This is a genomic window from Novosphingobium sp. SG720 (genome assembly GCF_012275365.1).
Classification (GTDB): domain Bacteria; phylum Pseudomonadota; class Alphaproteobacteria; order Sphingomonadales; family Sphingomonadaceae; genus Novosphingobium; species Novosphingobium rhizosphaerae.
On sequence record NZ_JAAZQN010000005.1, the window covers coordinates 31,347 to 51,507 of the forward strand.

At 66.8% G+C, this 20,161-nt stretch carries 14 protein-coding genes; 5 read left to right on the top strand and 9 right to left on the bottom strand.

The genetic code is table 11. The features are described 5' to 3' along the window. Positions 1 to 67: 67 nt before the first annotated feature. From FHW94_RS17115 to FHW94_RS17125, 3 genes are all read right to left on the bottom strand, one after another. A complete protein-coding gene (locus FHW94_RS17115) occupies positions 68 to 3,031 on the bottom strand; it encodes a TonB-dependent receptor (protein ID WP_246866223.1) in 2,964 nt (987 codons plus the stop codon). A 76-nt stretch (positions 3,032 to 3,107) separates the two neighbouring features. Beyond that, positions 3,108 to 4,340 (bottom strand): MFS transporter, encoded by a 1,233-nt coding sequence (locus tag FHW94_RS17120; RefSeq protein WP_168557045.1) that lies wholly within the window; start codon positions 4,338 to 4,340, stop codon positions 3,108 to 3,110. 82 nt (positions 4,341 to 4,422) lie between these two features. Continuing rightward, positions 4,423 to 5,094, bottom strand: coding sequence for a TetR/AcrR family transcriptional regulator (locus FHW94_RS17125; protein ID WP_246866224.1), 672 nt, complete (start codon positions 5,092 to 5,094; stop codon positions 4,423 to 4,425). A gap of 254 nt (positions 5,095 to 5,348) precedes the next feature. Between FHW94_RS17125 and FHW94_RS17130 the strand changes: the two genes are divergently transcribed. The 5 genes from FHW94_RS17130 (at position 5,349) to FHW94_RS17150 (ending at position 12,420) form a co-directional block, all read left to right on the top strand. Then, positions 5,349 to 7,247, top strand: coding sequence for a sugar phosphate isomerase/epimerase and 4-hydroxyphenylpyruvate domain-containing protein (locus FHW94_RS17130; RefSeq protein ID WP_168557047.1), 1,899 nt, complete (start codon positions 5,349 to 5,351; stop codon positions 7,245 to 7,247). A gap of 65 nt (positions 7,248 to 7,312) precedes the next feature. After that, the gene (locus FHW94_RS17135) at positions 7,313 to 8,305 is read left to right on the top strand and encodes an alpha/beta hydrolase (RefSeq protein ID WP_168557048.1); all 993 of its coding nucleotides are present in this window, start codon (positions 7,313 to 7,315) and stop codon (positions 8,303 to 8,305) included. Next, a complete protein-coding gene (locus tag FHW94_RS17140; protein ID WP_168557049.1) occupies positions 8,302 to 9,864 on the top strand; it encodes a carboxylesterase family protein in 1,563 nt (520 codons plus the stop codon). The genes FHW94_RS17135 and FHW94_RS17140 overlap by 4 nt, the downstream gene beginning before the upstream one ends. Further along, complete coding sequence (locus FHW94_RS17145; protein WP_168557050.1) at positions 9,864 to 10,931, top strand: hypothetical protein; 1,068 nt, start codon at positions 9,864 to 9,866, stop codon at positions 10,929 to 10,931. The genes FHW94_RS17140 and FHW94_RS17145 overlap by 1 nt, the downstream gene beginning before the upstream one ends. Positions 10,932 to 11,172: 241 nt before the next feature. Then, complete coding sequence (locus FHW94_RS17150; protein ID WP_168557051.1) at positions 11,173 to 12,420, top strand: alginate export family protein; 1,248 nt, start codon at positions 11,173 to 11,175, stop codon at positions 12,418 to 12,420. Here the strand turns inward: FHW94_RS17150 and FHW94_RS17155 are convergent. From FHW94_RS17155 to FHW94_RS17180, 6 genes are all read right to left on the bottom strand, one after another. Continuing rightward, positions 12,408 to 14,225 (bottom strand): EAL domain-containing protein, encoded by a 1,818-nt coding sequence (locus FHW94_RS17155; protein ID WP_168557052.1) that lies wholly within the window; start codon positions 14,223 to 14,225, stop codon positions 12,408 to 12,410. The two genes, FHW94_RS17150 and FHW94_RS17155, sit on opposite strands and share 13 nt — an antisense overlap. Continuing rightward, entirely contained in the window at positions 14,197 to 15,063 is an 867-nt protein-coding gene (gene cobA / locus FHW94_RS17160; RefSeq protein ID WP_168557053.1) for a uroporphyrinogen-III C-methyltransferase, read from the bottom strand. Before cobA ends, FHW94_RS17155 begins: the two co-directional genes overlap by 29 nt. After that, positions 15,060 to 15,413 (bottom strand): nitrite reductase small subunit NirD, encoded by a 354-nt coding sequence (nirD, locus tag FHW94_RS17165; protein ID WP_168557054.1) that lies wholly within the window; start codon positions 15,411 to 15,413, stop codon positions 15,060 to 15,062. Before nirD ends, cobA begins: the two co-directional genes overlap by 4 nt. Beyond that, positions 15,410 to 17,890 (bottom strand): nitrite reductase large subunit NirB, encoded by a 2,481-nt coding sequence (nirB, locus tag FHW94_RS17170; protein ID WP_168557055.1) that lies wholly within the window; start codon positions 17,888 to 17,890, stop codon positions 15,410 to 15,412. The genes nirD and nirB overlap by 4 nt, the downstream gene beginning before the upstream one ends. Positions 17,891 to 18,237: 347 nt before the next feature. Next, a complete protein-coding gene (locus FHW94_RS17175; RefSeq protein ID WP_168557056.1) occupies positions 18,238 to 19,446 on the bottom strand; it encodes an ABC transporter substrate-binding protein in 1,209 nt (402 codons plus the stop codon). Then, positions 19,446 to 20,024, bottom strand: a complete 579-nt coding sequence (locus FHW94_RS17180; protein ID WP_168557057.1) for an ANTAR domain-containing protein — start codon at positions 20,022 to 20,024, stop codon at positions 19,446 to 19,448. Before FHW94_RS17180 ends, FHW94_RS17175 begins: the two co-directional genes overlap by 1 nt. Between the last annotated feature and the right edge of the window lie 137 nt (positions 20,025 to 20,161).

Here is a 20,161-nt window from a genome sequence, read left to right on the forward strand (position 1 = left end):
GTACCTTTGTCTTATCAAAAGGCTCCGGCGCTGCGATTGTGAAGGCGCAGCGCCGGGGCAGGGTGGATCAGAAGCTGACCCGCGCGCCGATATAGAACGAGCGGCCGATCGGGTCATACAGCGCCACGTCGGTGCCGTTCTGCGAACTGGCGACGTAGGGCAGCTTGGCATTGAGCACGTTGGTGATGCCACCGCGCAGTTCGAACATCTTGCCCACCTTCACGTTGCCGAAGACATCGTAGAGGTTGTAGGCCGCCACGCCCACCTGGGCGGCACTGGGCGTCAGCACCGAGGTGGCATCGTTCATCGCGCTCTGGTAGCGCCAGCGCACGCCGATCCCCATGTTGTCCGAGCGGTAGCCCAGGGTGGTGAGCGCCTTCCAGCGTGGCGTGGCGCGCGGCGGAACCGAGCTGGGGCCGGCGGCGCCGTTGCTGATGTTGGTATAGTCCAGCTCTGCCGCGCCGGGCAGCAGTTGCACCTTGTAGGCATGGAGCCAGCCGACCGTGGTGCTGGCGTAGATCTTGCCGGTGTTGCCCAGGAACGGCGCCGGCGTGGCCCAGTTCACTTGCGCTTCAACCCCGTCGGTCTTGAGCGAGCCGAGGTTGAGATAAGGCGTGACGACGTTGACCAGCTGGCCGTTGCTGTCACGCTGGATCAGCGCGCAATAGGGGTTGGTGGTGGCATAGGACGGATTGCTGCCATCCAGGTTGTAGCACTTGGACAGCACGGTCAGGCCAGGCACCGTGGAAATCACGTTCTTGATCGAGATGTTGTAATAATCGACCGAGAACGAGAAATCGCCGAACAAGCCACTACCGCGCGGCGCATTGAACACGACGCCGGCGTTGAACGTATCGGCATGTTCGGGGCGCAGCGCCAGGTTGCCCGAAACCAGCTGGCCGGTGGCCGTGGTCGGGAAGGTATAGCTGCCGATCGCGGCCTGCGGTACGCCCTGCGCCACGCAGAGCGCCGCCACTTGCGCGCCATTGGCGCCGGTGCGGGCGGTGGAGCGGGTATCGCATGGATCGCCCAGCGCGCCCGGCGGTGTGCCGATCACCAATTGCGTGCCCTGCTGCGGCGAGAACAATTCGCCGATATTGGGCGCGCGCACGGCGCGCTGATAGCTGCCACGGAACATGATCGAATCCGTCGGCCGCCAGCGGGCATCGGCTTCATAGCTGGTCACCGTGCCGGTGGTCGAATAGTTGGACACGCGCGCCGCCGCGCCGATGCCCAGTTCGCGCATGAACGGCTTGTCGGCCACCAGCGGGATATCGATCTGCCCGGCCAGTTCCTTGACCGAGATACGACCCGAGGCGGGTTGCGAGGCGGTGATCGCTTCCAGGTTCTGCGCCTGGAGATCGCTGTCGGGGCGATAGCTGTAGGTGTTCTTGCGATAGCCGGCGACCAGGGCGATCTGCGCCGGGCCAGCGCCAAGGTCGAACAGCTTGCCGTTGATCTGGCCCTGGAACTGGGTCTGGCCCAGGCGCTCGGTGCTGAACGCATCCTTGGTGATATAGGCCGCGCAAGCGGCCGAAATCGAGCGGGCATTGGCATCGCCGAACGGGTTGAACCCACCCTGGCAGATCGAGGCGCCGCCATCGGCCGCGCTCAGCAGCGTCTGCACGCGGCTTTTGACCACGGCGTTGTGCATCGTCTGGTTGTGCACCGACTGGTCATAGGACCCATAGATGTCGAACGTCCAGCCCGGCGCGATATTGCCCTTCAGGCCGGCCATGTACTGCTGGACGGTATAGTCTTCGTCCCAGCTCTTGTACGGCAGGCCGACATAGCGCCCGTTCCACAGGAAATTGGCAGTGGGATTGGGGCGCGAGGCCAGGATCGTGCGCAGGTCCTGCGGGATGAACGGGTTGGTCACCGGAATGGTGGTGAGCTGGCCGAACTGGGTGAGCGTGCCGCCGCTGGCGGTGTGGACGTTGAGGTCCACGAACAGGAACTGGCCATAAAGCGTGAGGTCGGGGGTCAGGTCATAGTCCGCCTTGATGAAGGCGGTCTTGCGCTTGAGCCCGTTCATGAAATCGGTCTGCTGGCCCACCGGCATGCGCACGTTGCCATTGACGATGGCATAGCCGCCGGTGTTGGTCTGGCCCTTGTAGTTGACGGCGCCGGTCTGCACGAACAGCGAGCCGTCGTTGTTGAAGCCCAGGTTCAGCAACGGGTTGATCGTGCTGGTCACGCCATAGCCGTTGAAGATCGACTGCACGACGGCGGCGTTGGGCGCGTTGGTGGCGTTGGGCACGAAAGTGCCGGTGCCGATGTACGACGAGGGCGTCTTGTCGGAAAAGAAGCTGCGCGCGCGGCCGTTGATCGGGTCCTGCTTGGTGTAGCTGAACGCGGCGATGACATGGCCGCGATCCTGGGCAAAGCTGCTGCCGAACGCGATCGAGCCCGAAAACTTGAACGCGTCGCCCTTTTCGCTCAGCGTGTTCTGGACATCGGCCTTGACGCCGTTGAAGCTGCGCAAGGTCTTGAAATTGACCACGCCGGACATGGCGTCCGAGCCATAGACCGCCGATGCGCCACCGGTGATCACGTCAACCCCGCCGATGATCGATTCGGGGATGATGTTGGTATCGACCGTGCCCGAAATGTCGGACAGGGGCAGACGCTTGCCATCGAGCAGCACCAGGTTGCGGTTGGGGCCCAGGCCATGCAGGTTGACCGAGGCGCGGCCGCCGGTGCCCTGGCCGCCGGTGCCCGAGTTGCCGGAGGCGGTGAAGCCGGGAAACTGGTTGAGCGCGTCTTGCAGGTTGACGTTGCCGCTGGCCTTGATCGCGTCGGTGCTGACCGACACGATCGGGCTGACCGCGGTGTTGTTGGGCCGCTGGATCAGCGAGCCGGTCACCACGATTTCCTTGACGTCAGGCTGCGCCGCTTCTGCGGCCGCCGGTGGTGCATCGGGTGCGGTGGCGGCCTGCGGCGCTGTTTGCGCCAAAGCCGGGGTTGCAAGGGCCACGGCCACGCTCAGCGCAGACGCGGACAGCACAAGACGGGTGCCTTCCAAACGCATGGTCATCCTCCCTGGCGAACGTTTGCCGTTTCGCCTTCCGACGACTCATTTATGTTACGAACTAGTTCCTGTCAAATTATTCTGAAACGTCGCGAGACATTCTGTCGACGGCAAACGCGGCCGCGGCGCAGGCCAGCAACGGCACGCAATAGGCGGCAAACAGCACGGGAAGGGGGGCTTTGGCGGCCATCAGCCAGCCGCCCATCATCGGCCCGATCACCGCGCCGGCACGGCCCAGGCCGATCGCCCAGCCCACGCCCGTGGCACGCATGCGCGCGGGATAGACGCCGGCAGCCAGCGGCCACACGCCGTTGTATCCGCCCTGCAGCAGCACGCCGATGGCAAACGCGAGCGCCAGCGTGGCGGCCACTGGCATCGCCACCGAACCGAACACCAGCATGGCAACGCCCGCGCCGACCAGCATCGCCGGCACGAGCCGCCCCAGCGGTACGCGCACGGCCAGCACGCTCATCCCGGCGGTGCCCACGAAGGCCCCGAAATTGTACAGCGCGCCGGCATAGATGCCGTCGGTTTCGGAAAGCCCCGCCTGGATCGACAGCTTGGTGATCCAGCTGACGATGAAATAGAGCACCATCAGGCCGCAGAACACCGCCGCCCACAGCGCCAGCGTGCGCGCGCGAAACGCAGGGGACAGCAGATCGCCGATGCGCCCGGCGGGCTCTGCGCCGCTGCCCGGCATGCCTTCGTGTTGACGCGGCAGGATGGCCATGGCGGCGGGGAACAGCACCACGGTGAGGCCGCCGGCCGCCAGCAGCAGGCGATGCCAGCCCCAGATCGGCAGGAGGTGCGCGGTCAAGAGCGCGGTGAATACGGCGGCAAACGGATAGCCTGCCTGGACGATGCCCACGGCCAGGTTGCGCTGGGCGGCGGGGGCGGCCTCGGCGGCCAATGCGGCCATGGCGGCCAGCACCGTGCCGATGCCCATGCCCACCACCACGCGCAGGGCATAGAGCACCGGCACCGAGCCGGCAAAGCCGCTCGCCACCATGCCGGCCGACATCAGCCCCAGCGCGGCCAGGATGATGCGCCGCCGCCCCAGCCGGTCGGCCAGCGGGGCGATGCCCATGCCGCCGATCGCCATGCCGACAAGTCCCGCCCCGAACAGCAGCCCCATGGTATCGGCCCCGATCGCCCAGTCGGCCTGGAGCCGGGGGGCGATGAACGACAGGATCGTCACGTCGATGCCGTCGGCCATGTTGATGGCAAAGCACAGGGCCACGATGGCCAGGCCCGTGCGGGTCCATTGCGCCGGCCCGCTGCCGGCGCTTGCATTGATGGGTGTGGCCATGCCTGTCTCTCTCCCGCATGCGCCGGGTGCCATGGGACAGGCGCTGGCCGGCGGGCCGCTGGGCTGCGGCCGCCGTTCGCGCTCAATCCTTGTGGGTCACCCAGGCGATGATGATGTCTGCCACCTGGCTTGCCCGGCGGGCCAGCGCTGTTTCGCTGGTCATGTCCACGCCGAAATTGTGGGCAAAGGTGAACTGGTTGGATACGTTGTAGAATGCCAGCGCGGTCATGTTGAGATGCAACTCGACCGGATCGATACCCGCGCGAAAGCTGCCCTCGGCTTCGCCACGCGCGATCAATTGCGCCAGGATCTGGATCACGCTGTGGTTGCGGCTGGGCAACGCGGCGATCTGCTTGAGATGCTGCGCGCGGTGGATATTCTCGTTCATCACCAGGCGCACCAGTTCGGGGTGGCGGGCATGGTAATGCACGTCATGCTCGATCAGCCGGCGCAACGCCTCCACGGCGGTGCCGCTGGCGATGTCCACCTGCGCCTCGCTCTCGCGCACCTGGCGATAGGCGCGTTCCAGCACGGCGCGGTAGAGTTCTTCCTTGCCTTCGAAATAGTAGTAGATCTTGCGCTTGGTGGCCTTGCCGGCGATCTCGTCGATCCGCGCGCCGGCCAGGCCCTTTTCCACGAATTCCTGCGTGGCGATGTCCACGATCTGCGCGATCGCGGCTTCGCGTGCTTCCGCGTGCGACCGGCGCGGCTGTTTGGCCTTTGGATCTGGCGCGTCGGAACTGGCTTTGGGCAAGGGTCTCTCCTGGGCAGGACGGCGCGCAGGTTTGCGGTCCCGCATCGCTGCGGGCACTGCTTCCGTTGCGCCGATGATCCTTCCTTGCCGCACCTGTCCCTCGTTGCAAGGCCCGGCCTTTGGCCAGCATCGCCTCTGCATTTGCTATTTATGTAACGAACTAGTCCCTAACATTTTTGCTTTTGTCAAGCATCGGGGCGTGATAGGCCCATGGCCGGGGCAGGAAACCAAAGGCAACAATCGGCAGGCGGCCAATGACCAATCCCGCATTCAAGACATCCATCGCCACCGTGTCGATCTCCGGCACGCTCGATGCAAAGCTCCAGGCGATCGCTGCTGCCGGTTATGACGGCGCGGAAGTGTTCGAGAACGACTTGCTCTCGACGCATCTTTCCGCGCGCGAGATTGGCGCGATGATGGCCGACCTGGGTCTGGCCTGCACGATGTTCCAGCCGTTTCGCGATCTTGACGGCTTGCCCGAGCCGCAGCGCGCCCGCGCGTTCGACCGCCTGGAACGCAAGTTCGACGTGATGCAGGAGCTTGGCACCGACCTGCTGCTGGTCTGCTCCAGCTGCTCGCCGCTGTCGGACGGCAACCGCGAGCGCACGATTGCCGATCTCACCGAAGCGGCCGAGCGCGCCGCCGCGCGCGGCCTGCGCCTGGGCTATGAAGCGCTGGCCTGGGGCCGCCATGTGCACGACCATCGCGAGGCCTGGGGCATCGTGCGCGATGCCGATCATCCCGCGCTTGGCTTGGTGCTCGATTCGTTTCACTCGCTCTCGCGGCAGATTCCCTCGTCCAGCATCGGCGACATCCGCGCCGACAAGCTGTTCATCGTGCAAGTGGCCGATGCTCCCATGCTCGACATGGACCACCTGGGGTGGAGCCGCCATTTCCGCTGCATGCCGGGGCAGGGCGATTTCCCGCTGGACGATTGGGCCGGCGCGATCCGCAAGATCGGCTACCAGGGCTATTGGAGCCTGGAAATCTTCAACGACCGTTTCCGCGCGGGTTCCGCCAGTGGGGTGGCGCTCGATGGCTATCGTTCGCTGCGCCTGCTTGAGGGCGGGATTGCCCGGCCTTCGGTTTCGGCTGCCGCGCTGCCGCCACGGGTGAAGACCGCTGGGGTGGAATTCATCGAATTTGCCGCCAGCCATGAAGAAGCGGAAAACCTCGCCGCCATGCTGCGCCCGCTGGGCTTTCGCCCCACCGCGCGCCATCGCAGCAAGGACGTGACGCGCTGGACGCAGGGGGTGGGGACGCAAGGGGTGGACGACCCCGTCAACATCGTGATCAATTGCGAGCCCGAAGGGCTGGCCCACAGCTTCGACGTGGTCCACGGCGCTTCGGTCTGCGCGCTGGGCCTGGCGGTGGACGATGTGCCGGGTGCGCTGGCGCGGGCCGATTTCCTGCGCGTGCCCCGCTTCAACCAGCCATTGGCGCCCGATGAATGGCCGATCCCCAGCGTGCGCGGGGTGGGGGGCAGCCTGATCTACTTCGTCGACGCCGCCACCCGCGCGGCGATGTGGGCGCACGAATTCCCCACACCCCTGGAAGACCCGGTGCCCGGCCCGCGCCTGGCGATCGACCATGTCGCGCAGACCATGCAGTACGAGGAATTCCTCAGCTGGCTGCTGTTCTACGTCGCGCTGTTCGACGTGGCCAAGACGCCGCAGCTCGACATTGCCGATCCCATGGGCCTGATCCAGAGCCAGGCGGTGGAAAACGCCGATCGCTCGGTGCGTTTCACGCTCAACGGCTCGCTCGCCACGCAATCGCTCACTTCGCGCTTCATCCAGAACTATTTCGGGGCGGGGGTGCAGCACATCGCCTTTGCCACCGACGACATCATGGCCGTTGCCGATGCGGCCCATGCCCAGGGGCTGCCGTGCCTGTCGATCCCGCGCAACTATTTCGACGATCTGGAAGCGCGCTGGGGACTGGAGCCCGACCTGATCGATGCCATGGCGACGCGCGACATCCTCTATGACCGCGATGGCGAGGCCGAATACCTCCAATTCTACAGCCGCGCCTTTGCCCGGCGGGTGTTTTTCGAAGTGGTCGAGCGGCGCGGCTATGCCGGCTACGGCGCGGTCAACGCGCCGATCCGCCTGGCCGCCCAGGCGCGCCACAAACCCGATTTTCCCGATTGATCGGCGGGGCCGGCGCGGCCCTGCCACCCCCCAAAAAGCATAACAAGACCATGGAGAGAGACCTGATGTTTGCCCGCCTTTCCGCAGCAGCGCTGGGCCTTGGCGCCCTGCTCGCCGTTCCCGCCCATGCAGCACCCGCGCGCGATTTCCCCACCGAGGCCAAGCCGGTGCTGGCCGATCGTTTCCCGCAAGTACCGGTGGCCTTCCCCGGCGGGGTCAAGGCCTGGCGCGACGTGACCTATCAGCAGTTGCCCGGCTATCGCCCGCAGGCGCTGGATATCTATGTGCCGGCAGGCAAAGGGCCGCATCCGCTGGTGGTCTATATCCACGGCGGCGGCTGGATGGCCGGGCACACCCGCCATTCGGGCGCCTTTGCCAATTGGCCCAAGGTGCTGGCCGCGCTCGCGGCCGAAGGCTTTACCGTGGCCAGCCTGGAATATCGCCTGTCGGGCGAGGCGAAGTTTCCGGCGCAGCTTCAGGATGCCAATGCCGCGCTGCGCTTCCTGCGCGAGCATGCGGGCGACTATGCGATCGATCCCGCGCGCGTGGCGTTGTGGGGTGGTTCGGCCGGCGGGCACCTGACGGCGCTGACCGCGCTGACTTGCGGCAACACCACGCTCGATCCTGCAGCCGGCGCCGACCGTTGCGTGCAGGGCGCGGTGACATGGTACGGTGTCTATGACTTTGCCGGGATGAACGCCACGCCCGATGGCAATTCGGCCGGCACCCGGCTGCTCGGCTGCGAGGGGCCGTGCAGCGCCGACAAGCTCCGTAGCGTGAGCCCGGTGGCCTATATCGACGCCAAGGACCCACCGTTCCTGCTGATCCATGGCGACGAGGACAAGACCGTGCCAGTGGCGCAATCGCACCTGGGCGAAGCCGCGCTCAAGGCCGCCGGGGTGCCGGTGCAGGCGATCTACATTCCCCATGTGGACCACAGCTTCATCGGCCGCACCCCGGCCGAAACCCATGCTGCCTCGATGCAGGCGCTCAACGCCACGTTCGATTTCTTCCACCGCGTGCTCAACGTGCCGGCGCCGGCAGGCAAGGCCAAATGATCCGGCGGATTCTGGCCGCGCTTGCGCTGGGGCTGGCTGCTCCCGCGCAAGCCGAACCGATTGCCGTGGATGGCGGCCTGGTCGAGGGGACCACGTTGCCCTCGGGCGTGGCGGCCTGGCTGGGCGTGCCCTTTGCCGCGCCGCCTCTGCGTGAACTGCGCTGGCAGCCGCCGCAGCCGGTCATGCCCTGGACGGGCACGCTGCACGCCGATCGCTTCGCCCCCGAATGCCTCCAGCCGCTGCGCGGATCGCTGCAGAACCACTATTTCGGCAACGAGGCGACGAGCGAGGACTGCCTCTACCTCAATATCTGGGCGCCGCCCAAGACCAGCAAGGCGCCGGTCGTGGTGTGGATCTATGGCGGCGGTTTCAACATCGGCTCTGCCTCGATGGCCAACTATTCGGGTGAGCCGATGGCCCGCGAAGGCGTGGTGCGGGTCAACATCGCCTATCGCGTCGGGGCGCTGGGTTTCCTCGCCCATCCCGAACTGTCGGCACAAAGCGGGCATGGATCGGGCAACTATGGCCTGATGGACCAGATTGCCGCGTTGCAATGGGTGAAGCGCAACATCGCCCGCTTTGGCGGCGATCCCGACAATGTGACCATCGTGGGCCAATCGGCCGGGGCGATGTCGGTGGCGCTCCTGCAGATCAGCCCGATGGCCAGGGGCCTGTTCGCGCGCGCCGTGGCGATGAGCGGCAGCCCGTTTGGCGGCATGCTCGGCCCTGCGCCGCTGGCGCAAGGGGAAGCGCAGGGCCTGGCCCTGCAAAAGGAACTCGGCGCCGCCTCCATCGCGGAAATGCGCACCATGCCGGGTGACCGGATCATGGCCGCCACCACGCCGCGCAGCGCCATCGTGCGCGACGGGCAGGTGATCACGGGCAGCGCGGAAGAGGTCTTTGCCGCCCATGCGCAAAGCGATGTGCCCGTGCTGATCGGCTATACCCGCGACGAAAGCTTTCGCCCGCTGGGGCCGATCGCCACGACAGATGCCCTGGCGGCGGCGGTGAAAGACCGCTTCGGCGCGCGCGCCGATGCGATCCTGGCCGCCTATGCCGGTGCCGATCCCGCACGGGCCGCAGCCGACATTGCCCGCGATGCCACGGTCGGCCGGCAGATGGCGGATTGGGCCGCCGCGCAGCGCCGTTTCGGCACGCGGCCAGCCTATGCCTATCTCTTTGCGCGGCGCCAGCCCTATGCGCCGGGCGTGGTCTTTTCCGATCACGATCCGGCCACGGTGGGCGCCTATCACACCGGTGACGTGCCCTATTGGCTGCGCACGCGCGACGCGCTGAACCTGTTTCGTCACACGCGCGACTGGCAGCCGGTGGACCAGGCGCTGGAACATACCATGGCCGGCGCATTGCTGGCCTTTGCCCGCACCGGTGTGCCCGCCAGCGCGCCGATCGGGCCCTGGCCGGCGCTCGATCCCAAGCGCCCGCGCTTGGTCCTGCTGGGCGAGCAGCCTGGCGTGATCGCCTGGCCGCATTGGGCCGACATGGCGCTGTTCGGGCCGGCACCGGCGGAGCCGGGGCGCAGCGGCCGGCCGCGCGATTGATGCGCGCGATCCTGGCTGCCCTGGCGGCAATGGTGCTGCTGGCTGTGGCGCCGCTGCCGGCCCGCGCGCAGGCCTGCCCGGCCGATAGCGAACTGGCCTATATCTGCGGCGTGCAAAAGCCCGAGGATGTGCTGCGCTTGGCCGATACGCCGTTTCTGGTCAGCAGCGGGTTTGCGCCGGGTGCCGGGCTCAAGCTGGTCGATACCCGCCGTCGCGTGGCCGAGCTGTGGTTTACCGGCGCAGCCGAACAAGTCGTGCGCGATGCCGCAGCCTGGCCGCAATGCCCTGGCCCGCTCGATCCGGCGCTGTTCAACGCGCGCGGACTTTCGCTTTCGCGCCTTGATGACGGCAAATGGCGCCTCTTGGCGGTGAACCACGGCGGGCGCGAGTCGATCGAGGTGTTCGATGTGGACTTGGCGGCCCCGCGCCCACGCCTGGTGTGGCGCGGGTGCCTGCCCATGCCGCCGGGGCAGGTGGCGAACGCCGTCGCGCGCTTTGCCGATGGCACGGTCCTGGCGACGGTGCTGACCGCGCCGGGCACCACGATCGGCGATTTCATGAACGGCAAACCGACCGGCGCCGTCTGGCAATGGCGGCCGGGCGACATAGCCTTTCGCGAAGTGCCGGGCACGCGGCTGCCGGGCAATAACGGGCTGGAAGTCGATCCCGACCAGCGGCATTTCTATGTCGTCGCGTTTGGCTGGCATGCGGTCGTCGTGTTCGACCGCGCCAATACCCGCCGCCCGCTGCGCCGCATCGTTGCGCCCGATTTCATGCCCGATAACGTGCATTGGAGCGAGGGACGCCTGCTGGCGGCCGGCATGCGGCTCGACGAGCCGGCCTGCGGCGGATTGCGCCGCGTGACCGGGCGTGTGGCCGATCCGATGCTGTGCCACCGTGGCTGGGTGGTGGGGGCCGTTGACCTGGCCGCCGGGCGCATCGCCACGGTGGCCTATGGGCATCCGCAGCCCGGCTTCAGCGGCCTGTCCGCCGCGGTGCAGGTGGACGACACGTTGTGGCTCGGTTCGTTCCAGGCAGATCGCCTGGCCACGGTGACGCTGCCCTAAGCGGCAAAAAGTCCTTGCTGCGCTGCACCCGAATCGCTTAGCCTTGTGCTCGAGCCGGCTGGTCGGCGCCCAATGGCGGGCGTTCTTTCCGGGCCGCTGGCCCTTCGTAACAATGCGTGGCAATGGTGCCGCCCGATGTGATCCTCCAGGGATCATCTCGTGGCGGCTTTTTTGTTTTGCGCAGACGCGCGGGGGGCGGCGGCAGCCATCGGTTCCAACAGGTTCAGGAAGGAAAATGCCGATGACATATCGCCTCTTGGCAACCGCGCTGTTGGCCGCGCCGCTTGCCCTGGCACAGCCGGTCCGCGCCGCGACGGGTGATCCGGTGCCCGTGTCCGACACACTGACGATCGATCCGATCCTCGATGCGCGGTTGCGTTGGGAAAATGTCGATACGCCGGCCAAGGGCGCCGATGCGGTGACGCTGCGGCTGCGCAGCGGGGTGGAATTGCGCCACGCACCCTCGCATCTTTCGGTGCTGGCTGAAATGGAAGGCACGTTGCCGATCGTGGGCAATTACAACGCCCTGTCGTTCGTGCCGGCGCGCGCGAAACCCGGCTATGCCGTGGTGGCCGATCCGGCCAACGTGGAATTGAACCGCCTGCAGATCCAGTACCGCACCAAGGCACTGGGGCTGACGGTGGGGCGCCAGGTGATCAACCTGGACGATCAGCGCTGGGTCGGCGCGGTGGCCTGGCGGCAGAACGAGCAGACGTTCGACGCGGTGCGCGGCGAACTGGCACTGGGTCCGCTCGTGGTCGACGCGTCTTATGCCAAGAGCCAGCGCACGCTCTATGGCACCGACGCGCAGGGCCGCACGGCCTACGACGGCCGCTTCTGGTTCCTGCAGGCCGGGTTGCACCACGGGCCCTTTGCCGTGAAGGGCTTTGCCTATCTGCTCGATTACGATCGGGCGGAGCAGGTGCCCGCCCTGGCGCTGACGCTCGCCGATACGCAGACCTGGGGGCTGCGCGCCACGGCCGCGCTGCCGCTGGGCAAAGGGGTGAAGCTGGCACTGGCCGGCAGCTATGCCCGGCAAAAGCCGTGGGCCGATAATCCCCGGCGGTTCGATGCGGATTACCTGGCAGGGCAGGCCGATCTTTCCGCGCATGGTTTCACTGCCACCGTCGGCTATGAAGAGCTGGGCAGCGACAACGGCATCGCCCTGCAAACCCCGATGGCCACGCTGCACAAGTTCAACGGCTGGGCCGACCTGTTCCTGACGACGCCCGCCGCCGGCCTGCGCGATGCCTATGCGGGCCTTGCCAAGACTTTTGCCGTCCAGGCCATGCCCGGCCTCTACGCGACGGTGACCTGGCACGATTTCCATTCCGACGCCGGCGATCTGCCGCTGGGCCGCGAATGGGATGCCAGTGCCGGGTTCAAGTGGCACAAGGTGGGGCTGCTGGCCAAATATGCCGATTACACCGCGCGCGGCTATGGCAGCGATACGCGCAAGATCTGGCTGGAGGCCGACTACGCGTTCTGAGCCCGTTGGGCTGCCCCGCCCAGGTTGCGGGTGGGGCAGATCAACCCGGTAATCGCCTCGCCCGGCACCGCGCGCGAAAACAGATAGCCTTGGCCGGCCAGGCAGCCCATCGCGCCCAGTGTATCGGCCTGGTCCTGATGCTCGATCCCTTCGGCCACCACCTGGATGCCCAGTTTGACGGCAATGTCGATCACCCCTTCGACGATGATCTGGCTCGGCCGATCCGAAACGATGCGGTCGACGAACGACTTGTCGATCTTGATGAAATCCACCGGTATCGACATCAGGTGCGTCAACGAGGCAAAGCCCGTGCCGAAATCGTCAAGCGCCACTTTGAGGCCCTTGGCGCGCAAGGCCGCCACGGAACGGCGGATCACGCCGTTGTCGTCATCGATATAGACCGCCTCGGTCACTTCCAGGATGACCATCGACAGCGGCACGCGCTGCCGTTCGAATGCCCCGGCCAGCGCGTTGAAAAAGCCCGCGCTGTGCAGGTCTGCCGAACTCACGTTGATGCCCACCCGGCAAAACGGCACGCCCCGGTCTAGCCAGGATCGCGCATCGCGCGCCACCTGGTCGATCATTTCCAGGGTCAGCGCGCAGGCTGTCTGCGGGTCGCTGGTTGCTTCGTGGAATTCGGCGGCCGTGACCATGCGCTGGTCCATGCGAATGCGGCACAGCGCTTCCAAGCCGCAGACCTCGCCGCTGGCGAGGTGGATGATTGGCTGGTAGTGCGCCTCCAGCCGCCCGTCGCGCAGCGCGGCATCCAGTTCGCGCACTGCGGTGATGCGCCGCGTCATGCGCGTGCCGATGCCCGGCCAATACCGCACGAAGCCACCCCGCGCGATATCCTTGGCATGATAGAGCGCGTAGTCGGCGTTCTGCTGCACGCGTTCGGGGGTGCAGTCGCCCGCCGAGAAGATGGCCATGCCCATGGTGCCGCCCGGTCGCAGGAAATGCCCGGACAGCCTGACCGGCGGGCGCAAGGTTTCCAGGATGCGTTCGGCCAGGGTCTCGATGGCTTGCAGGTGGTGATCGGCGGTGACCAGCACGGCAAATTCGTCGCCACCGATGCGATAGACCGGATCGGGCAGTGCCGCGCCGGCAAGGCGCTGCCCCACTTCCACCAGCAACGCGTCCCCGGCCTGGTGGCCATAAGTGTCGTTGATCGCCTTGAACCCATCGAGATCGATCATGAACAGCGCCCAGTTGCCGGGCCGGCTGCAATCCAGCCCGGCTAGGGCGGTGTTGAAGGCCGCGCGATTGGCCAGCCCGGTCAGGGCGTCGGTGTTGGCCCGGCGATCGCGCTCTTCGACCCGGCGCTGCCGATCCAGCGCAATGGCGCACAGCGCGATGCAGCGGTCTACCAAGTCGCGCTCCAAGGCCGAAGGGCCGCGCATTTCGCGGTAGTAAAAGGCAAAGGCGCCTACCGGTCGTTCCTGCCCGGCAAAGATCGGTCGCGACCAGCAGGCCCTGAGGCCGAGCGGCAACATCAGGTCGCGAAACTGGGCCCAAGCCGGATCGTTGGCAATGTCGGTCGACATCACTTCCACGCCCAGCGCGGTGGCCGCGCCGCATGCGCCCACGTTGGGCCCGATCGCCACGCCATCGATCGCGGCGCGCAACGATGCGGGCAGGCTGGGCGCGGCCAGGGGCCGCAGCCGGCCGCCGCTGTCGACGGTCAGCACCGAACAGACCACGCCGGGTGCCTGGCTTTCCACTTCCTCGCACAACCGAACGATCGTGGCGCACAGCGGAGCGCCACGCGCAATCATTTCAAGAATGATGCTCTGAAAATCGCTCATCGGGTCTCGGCCGGCCAGTTATCGCGGGCACGATCATGCGGCTTGCCAACTTAACGTTTTGTTGTCTGCTGCTATTCGGGTTTTCCACCTGGCCAACGCGGATCTCGGCCCGCGCCATCGCCTGGCCGATCAGCAACAGCGCCGGCCCATCGCCCAAGCCGCTGCAGGCGGCCAGGCCCAGCAGATCGAGCCGGGTGCGCAAAACGCGCTCGTGCGGCAGGCTGGCGTTTTCCACCATGGCTACCGGCGTGTCCCCGGGTAGTTCTGCCGCCATCAGTTGCTCGGCCACCTCGGGCGCGGCGGCCTTGCCCATGTAGATTGCCAGGGTTGCCTGGCGATCGGCCAATGCGGCCCAATCCAGGTCGAGCGCTTCGCCCGCGCGGGCATGGGCGGTGATGAAAGTGAGCTTGCGCGCCAGCCCGCGCAGTGTGAGCGAGGCGCCAAGGCTGGCCGCCGCTGCGCTGGCGGCGGTCACGCCGGGGCAGATGCGCGCGTCGATCCCGGCGGCGCGGCAGGCGTCCAGTTCCTCGGCCACGCGGCCAAAGATCGCAGGATCGCCGCCTTTGAGGCGCACCACGCGTTCGCCCGCCAGCGCCGCCTCCACGATCAGCCGGTCGATGCTGGCCTGGTCCTTGGAATGGCGGCCCGAACGCTTGCCCACGTGCACCGCCCGTGCGGCCGGGTGGATAAGATCGAGCACGCCAGCGCCCACCAGCGCGTCATGGAACACCACGCTCGCCTGTCCGATCAGCCGCGCGGCCTTGCGCGTGAGCAGTTCGGGATCGCCGGGACCCGCGCCCACGAGCCACACCGTGCCGACGGGGAAATCGTCGCTCATGCCGCGTGCGCCGGCGCCTGCGCGCCCACCACGGCGGAGCGCAGCAGATAGAGCCGCCCGGCATCGACGCGCACCGGGATCGTCGGCACGCAGCCCTGATCGTCGCCCAGCGCCTGCCCGGTTTTCAGGCTGATGTTCCAGCTGTGCAGCGGGCAGGTGACCACCGCGCCGTGGACGATGCCCTGGCTGAGCGGTCCGTGCCTGTGCGGGCACTTGTTGACCAGGGCATAGAACTGGTTGTCCAGCGTGTGGAAGATCGCGATTTCCTCGCCGCCCTGCACCGGCAGGGTGCGCGCGTTGCCGGGGCTGATCTGGCCCACCGGTCCGATATCCAGCCAATCGCCGATCATTCTGCGGCCTCCAAAAGTGCGGGGGTGGGGAAGGGGCGGAACTCGCCCAGGTGCTGGTGCAGTTCGGCGTCTTCGCCGCCCACGCGGCGCGCCCAGGGATCGTCCTGCGAGAATTTCTGCGAATAGGCAAAGCGCGCGGCCAGGCGCTCCACCGCATCGGGCGCGTCGAACAGGCTGCCCTTGATATGCGCCAGGCCGACGCGCTCGATCCATGGCGCGGTGCGTTCGAGATACCAGGCTTCCTCGCGGTAAAGCTGGATGAAGGCGGCGCAGACCTGCATCGCCTCGGCTTCGGTGGTGACTTTGCACAGCAGATCGGTGGCGCGCACATGGATGCCGCCGTTGCCGCCGACATGGAGTTCATAGCCCGAGTCCACGCAGACCACGCCGAAGTCCTTGATCGTCGCTTCGGCGCAATTGCGCGGGCAGCCGCTAACCGCGATCTTGAACTTGTGCGGCATCCAGCTGCCCCAGGTCATGTGCTCGATCTTGATGCCAAGGCCGGTGGAATCCTGAGTGCCGAAGCGGCACCATTCGGACCCCACGCAAGTCTTTACCGTGCGCAACGACTTGCCATAGGCATGGCCCGAAACCATCCCCGCGGCGTTCAGGTCTGCCCAGATCTTGGGCAGGTCTTCCTTCTTCACCCCAAAGATATCGAGCCGCTGCCCGCCGGTCACCTTGACCATGCGGCCATACTTTTCGGTGGCATCGGCAATCGCGCGCAATTCGCCCGGATTGGTCATCCCGCCCCACATGCGCGGCACCACCGAATAGGTGCCGTCCTTCTGGATGTTGGCATGGAGCCGCTCGTTGACGAAGCGGCTCTGCTGGTCGTCCTGATAGGTGCCCGGCAGCGCGCAGAGCAGGTAATAGTTGAGCGCCGGACGGCACGAGGCGCAGCCATCGGGCGTGCTCCAGTTCAATTCCTGCATGACCTCGGGGATCAGCTTGAATTCGCGCTCTACGATCAGGCGGCGCACATCGGCATGGGTAAACGTGGTGCACTTGCACATGGTCTTGGGGCCAGCCTGGACCTCGTCGCCCAGCGTCAGCGCGAGCAGTTGCTCCACCAGCCCGGTGCACGACCCGCACGAAGCCGAGGCCTTGCACTGCGAACGCACCGCATCGAGGCTGCATGCGCCGCCCGTGATGGTGGCAACCACCGTGCCCTTGGATACGCCATTGCAGCCGCAGATCTCGGCATCGTCGGGCAGGGCCGCCATGGCCGCGAGCGGATCGGCCGCCGCGCCACCACCCATGGCGTGGGCCTGGCCGAAGATCAGTTTGTCACGCAAGTCGGCAATGTCTGCCCCGCGCTTGAGCAGGTCGAAATACCAGGCGCCGTCGCTGGTATCGCCATAGAGCACGGCGCCGACCACGCGGCCCGCCTGCACCACCACGCGCTTGTAGAGCCCGCGCGCGGCATCGCGCATCACGATGTCTTCGCAATCCGCGCCGCCGGAAAAATCGCCGGCGGAAAACAGGTCGATACCCGAAACCTTGAGCTTGGTGGACGTGACCGATCCGGCAAACCCCGCGCCGGGGCGGCCCACGGCCATGTCGGCCGCCGCGCGGCACATCTCCCACAGCGGCGCGACCAGGCCATAGCAGGCGCCGCGATGCTGCACGCATTCGCCCACCGCCAGGATTGCGGGGTCGCTGGTAACCATGTGATCGTCCACCACGATGCCGCGTTCCACCGCTAGCCCGGCGGACTTGGCGAGCGCGGTCGCCGGGCGGATGCCCACGGCCATGACCACCAGATCGGCCGAAATCTCGCGCCCGTCTTTCAGCCGCACACCGGCCACCCGCCCATTCCGTTCAAGGATTTCGGCCGTGTCCGCCCCGGTCAGGATCGTCTGGCCGCGCCGTTCCAGTTCGGTCTTGAGCAGGTATCCGGCGGCTTCGTCCAACTGCCGCTCCATCAGCGTGGGCATCAGGTGGATGACCGTCACGCCCATGCCGCGCAAGGAGAGGCCATGCGCAGCTTCCAGCCCGAGCAGCCCGCCGCCGATGACCACGGCCTGGCCACCGGCATCGGCGGCGCGCAGCATCTTGTCCACGTCGTCCAGATCGCGGAACGTGACCACGCCGGGCAGGTCTGCGCCGGGCACGGGAATGATGAACGGATCGGAACCGGTGGCGAGCAACAGGCGGTCATAGGGTTCGACCCGTCCCGACGCGGCGGTAACGGTGCGCGCGGCGCGGTCGATCGCCACGACCGGATCGCCCGCAACCAGCGTGATGCCGTTGTCGGCATACCAGGCCGCATCGTTGATCACGATGTCTTCAAAGGTCTTTTCGCCGGCCAGCACGGGCGAAAGCATGATGCGGTTGTAATTCACCCGCGGTTCGGCGCCGAAGATCGTGATCTGGTAGGCCGCCGGATCGCGCGCCAGGATTTCCTCCACCGCGCGGCACCCGGCCATGCCGTTGCCGATCACGACGAGGCGTTGGAGAGGTGTGGCAACCATGGATCACGAACTCCTGCAATGCCACGCAGCAAACGCGAAAAGGCCGCCACAACGCACGCCAGGAGGCGATGGTCGGGGCGGCTTCGTTGCCACGCGATGGGAAGAAAGAACCCTTGGCCGGCGCGAGGGGCACCCGCCATTGGGTGCCGGCCGGATTGGGGCTGATCGTTGAATACTATACCGTCGCCAGCTGTTCGCCAAGTGGATTTTGCAGGTGCGAGCAAATCCCACGCATTACGCTCGTCACCCCGGACTTGATCCGGGGTCCAGCTTTTTCTTGCGACATGGCCAAGAAAAGCCGAACCCCGGATCAAGTCCGGGGTGACGTAGTGTTATGATTTAGCGGCCTATTCCAAACTCGCCGCATAGCCCGCGATATCGTGCGGGTCGAAGCTGCGCCCGTCGAAAAAGCGGTTGTCGGCCATGGTCATGGCGCCCTGCTGCGCGCCGACAGAGGTCAGCCGCGCGAGGCTGCCTTCGACTTTGGAACTCGCGCCAGGCAGGGGTTCGCCCGTGCCGAGCAGCGCCGCGCGATAGACATCAGGGCGGAATACGCGGCCCGCGCGTTGCGCATCGTCCATGTCGATGGCGCCGCCTTCCCAGCGCACCATTTGGGTGTAGAGCCATTGCGCCTGGCTGACCCACGGGAAATTGGCCGCCTCGCGATACTGGAACATGAAATCGGGAAAATGCACCGGCTCAGCGCCTTGCGACAGGCGCAACCGGTCGGTGATCGCGCGCTCGATCAGGTCTGCCCGCCCGTCGAGATAGGCGGGGCGCGCCAGGATCGCGGCGTTTTCGCGGGCCATGGCGGGATCGGCAAAGTGGCGCGCCGCCATGGTCAGCGCGCGGATCAATGCCTCGGTCTCGGGGCGGCGATCCTCCAGCGTGGATTGGCGCATGGCCAGCACCTTTTCCACGCCGCGCCGCCAGATCTGCGCGGTGGCCAGCACGATTCGCCCCGCGCCGCGCTCCACCGCCACGCTGTTCCACGGTTCGCCCACGCAGATGCCGTCCACCTCGCCCGCTTCCAGCGCGTCGGCGCTGAACGGCGGGGGGACGACGGTGATGTCCACGTCGCGATCGGGCACCACGCCGCAGGCGGCCAGCCAATAGCGTAGCATGTAATTGTGGCTGGAATGACGGTGCACCACGGCAAAGCGCAGCCGCCTGCCTTGGGCAAGTTCCTCTGCCACAACGGTTTTCAGCGCGGCACCGGCAGCGCGGGGATCGGCTAGCGCGCGGGCCGGGGCGATTCGCGCGGCCAGGTCCGTGCGCATGGTGATGGCGTTGCCGTTGAGCCCCAGCACGAAGGGGACGGCCAGCGGCTGCGCCGGCCGCCCGCGCCCCAGCGTGGTGGCAATGGCCAGCGGCGCCACCAGATGCGCGGCATGGGTGTGGCCGTAAAGCAGCCGGTCGAGCACCGTGGCCCAACTCACATCGCGCACCAGCCGCAACGACAGGCCTTCCTGCGCGGCAAAGCCATGTTCGTGCGCCAGAATCGGCAGCGCGGCATCGACCAGCGGCAGGAAGCCGATTGCAAATTCGTGGGCCATCAACTGCCTCCCATCAGGCCATGGGCCGTTACCACCGCCTGGGCGATTTCGGCAATCTTTCGCCCCTGGTCCATCGCCGCCTTGCGCAAGGCGGCATAAGCATCGGGTTCGGAAAGACCGCGCGATTTCATCAGGATGCGCTTGGCCGCATCCACCGTCTCGCGCTCCGCCAGCTTGCCGCGCGCGTCGGCCAGATCGGCCTGGAGCCGGGCAAAGGCGTTGAACCGCCGCACCGCCAGATCGAGGATCGCGCGGATGCGGTGCGGGGCAAAGCCATCGACCACATAGGCCGAAACCCCGGCGTCGATGCTCGCCCCAATCGATTCCTCGTCCGAATCGTCGACGAACATCGCAATCGGCCGGTCGAGCACGCGGCTGACCGCGAAATATTCCTCCAGCACGTCGCGGCTGGGGTTGCCCAGGTCCATCAGCACGATGTCGGGCTCCAGCTCGGCGATGCGTGCCACCAACGCGCGACGCTGGGTGATCACGAACACCTCGCAGTCCTCAAGCCCCGCCAATCCTTCATGGATGACAGAGGCCCTGGCCGCGCTTTCATCGACGATCGCCAGACGCATGCACGCGAGAGTCGGCACAGATCAGCACGGATGCAATGCAAAAATCGCGGTTCGGCGCCCGCGCGATTTCGCACTTGCATCATTGCGGCAAACGCGTCAGGTTATGAGCAACAGCGCGATCACAAGGGCGTGATCGG

Coding starts and splice junctions, on each gene's coding strand:
- FHW94_RS17115 (WP_246866223.1), bottom strand. CDS start 3,031: ATGCGTTTGGAAGGCACCCGTCTTGTGCTGTCCGCGTCTGCGCTGAGC.
- FHW94_RS17120 (WP_168557045.1), bottom strand. CDS start 4,340: ATGGCCACACCCATCAATGCAAGCGCCGGCAGCGGGCCGGCGCAATGG.
- FHW94_RS17130 (WP_168557047.1), top strand. CDS start 5,349: ATGACCAATCCCGCATTCAAGACATCCATCGCCACCGTGTCGATCTCC.
- FHW94_RS17135 (WP_168557048.1), top strand. CDS start 7,313: ATGTTTGCCCGCCTTTCCGCAGCAGCGCTGGGCCTTGGCGCCCTGCTC.
- FHW94_RS17140 (WP_168557049.1), top strand. CDS start 8,302: ATGATCCGGCGGATTCTGGCCGCGCTTGCGCTGGGGCTGGCTGCTCCC.
- FHW94_RS17145 (WP_168557050.1), top strand. CDS start 9,864: ATGCGCGCGATCCTGGCTGCCCTGGCGGCAATGGTGCTGCTGGCTGTG.
- FHW94_RS17150 (WP_168557051.1), top strand. CDS start 11,173: ATGACATATCGCCTCTTGGCAACCGCGCTGTTGGCCGCGCCGCTTGCC.
- FHW94_RS17155 (WP_168557052.1), bottom strand. CDS start 14,225: ATGAGCGATTTTCAGAGCATCATTCTTGAAATGATTGCGCGTGGCGCT.
- cobA (WP_168557053.1), bottom strand. CDS start 15,063: ATGAGCGACGATTTCCCCGTCGGCACGGTGTGGCTCGTGGGCGCGGGT.
- nirD (WP_168557054.1), bottom strand. CDS start 15,413: ATGATCGGCGATTGGCTGGATATCGGACCGGTGGGCCAGATCAGCCCC.
- nirB (WP_168557055.1), bottom strand. CDS start 17,890: ATGGTTGCCACACCTCTCCAACGCCTCGTCGTGATCGGCAACGGCATG.
- FHW94_RS17175 (WP_168557056.1), bottom strand. CDS start 19,446: ATGGCCCACGAATTTGCAATCGGCTTCCTGCCGCTGGTCGATGCCGCG.
- FHW94_RS17180 (WP_168557057.1), bottom strand. CDS start 20,024: ATGCGTCTGGCGATCGTCGATGAAAGCGCGGCCAGGGCCTCTGTCATC.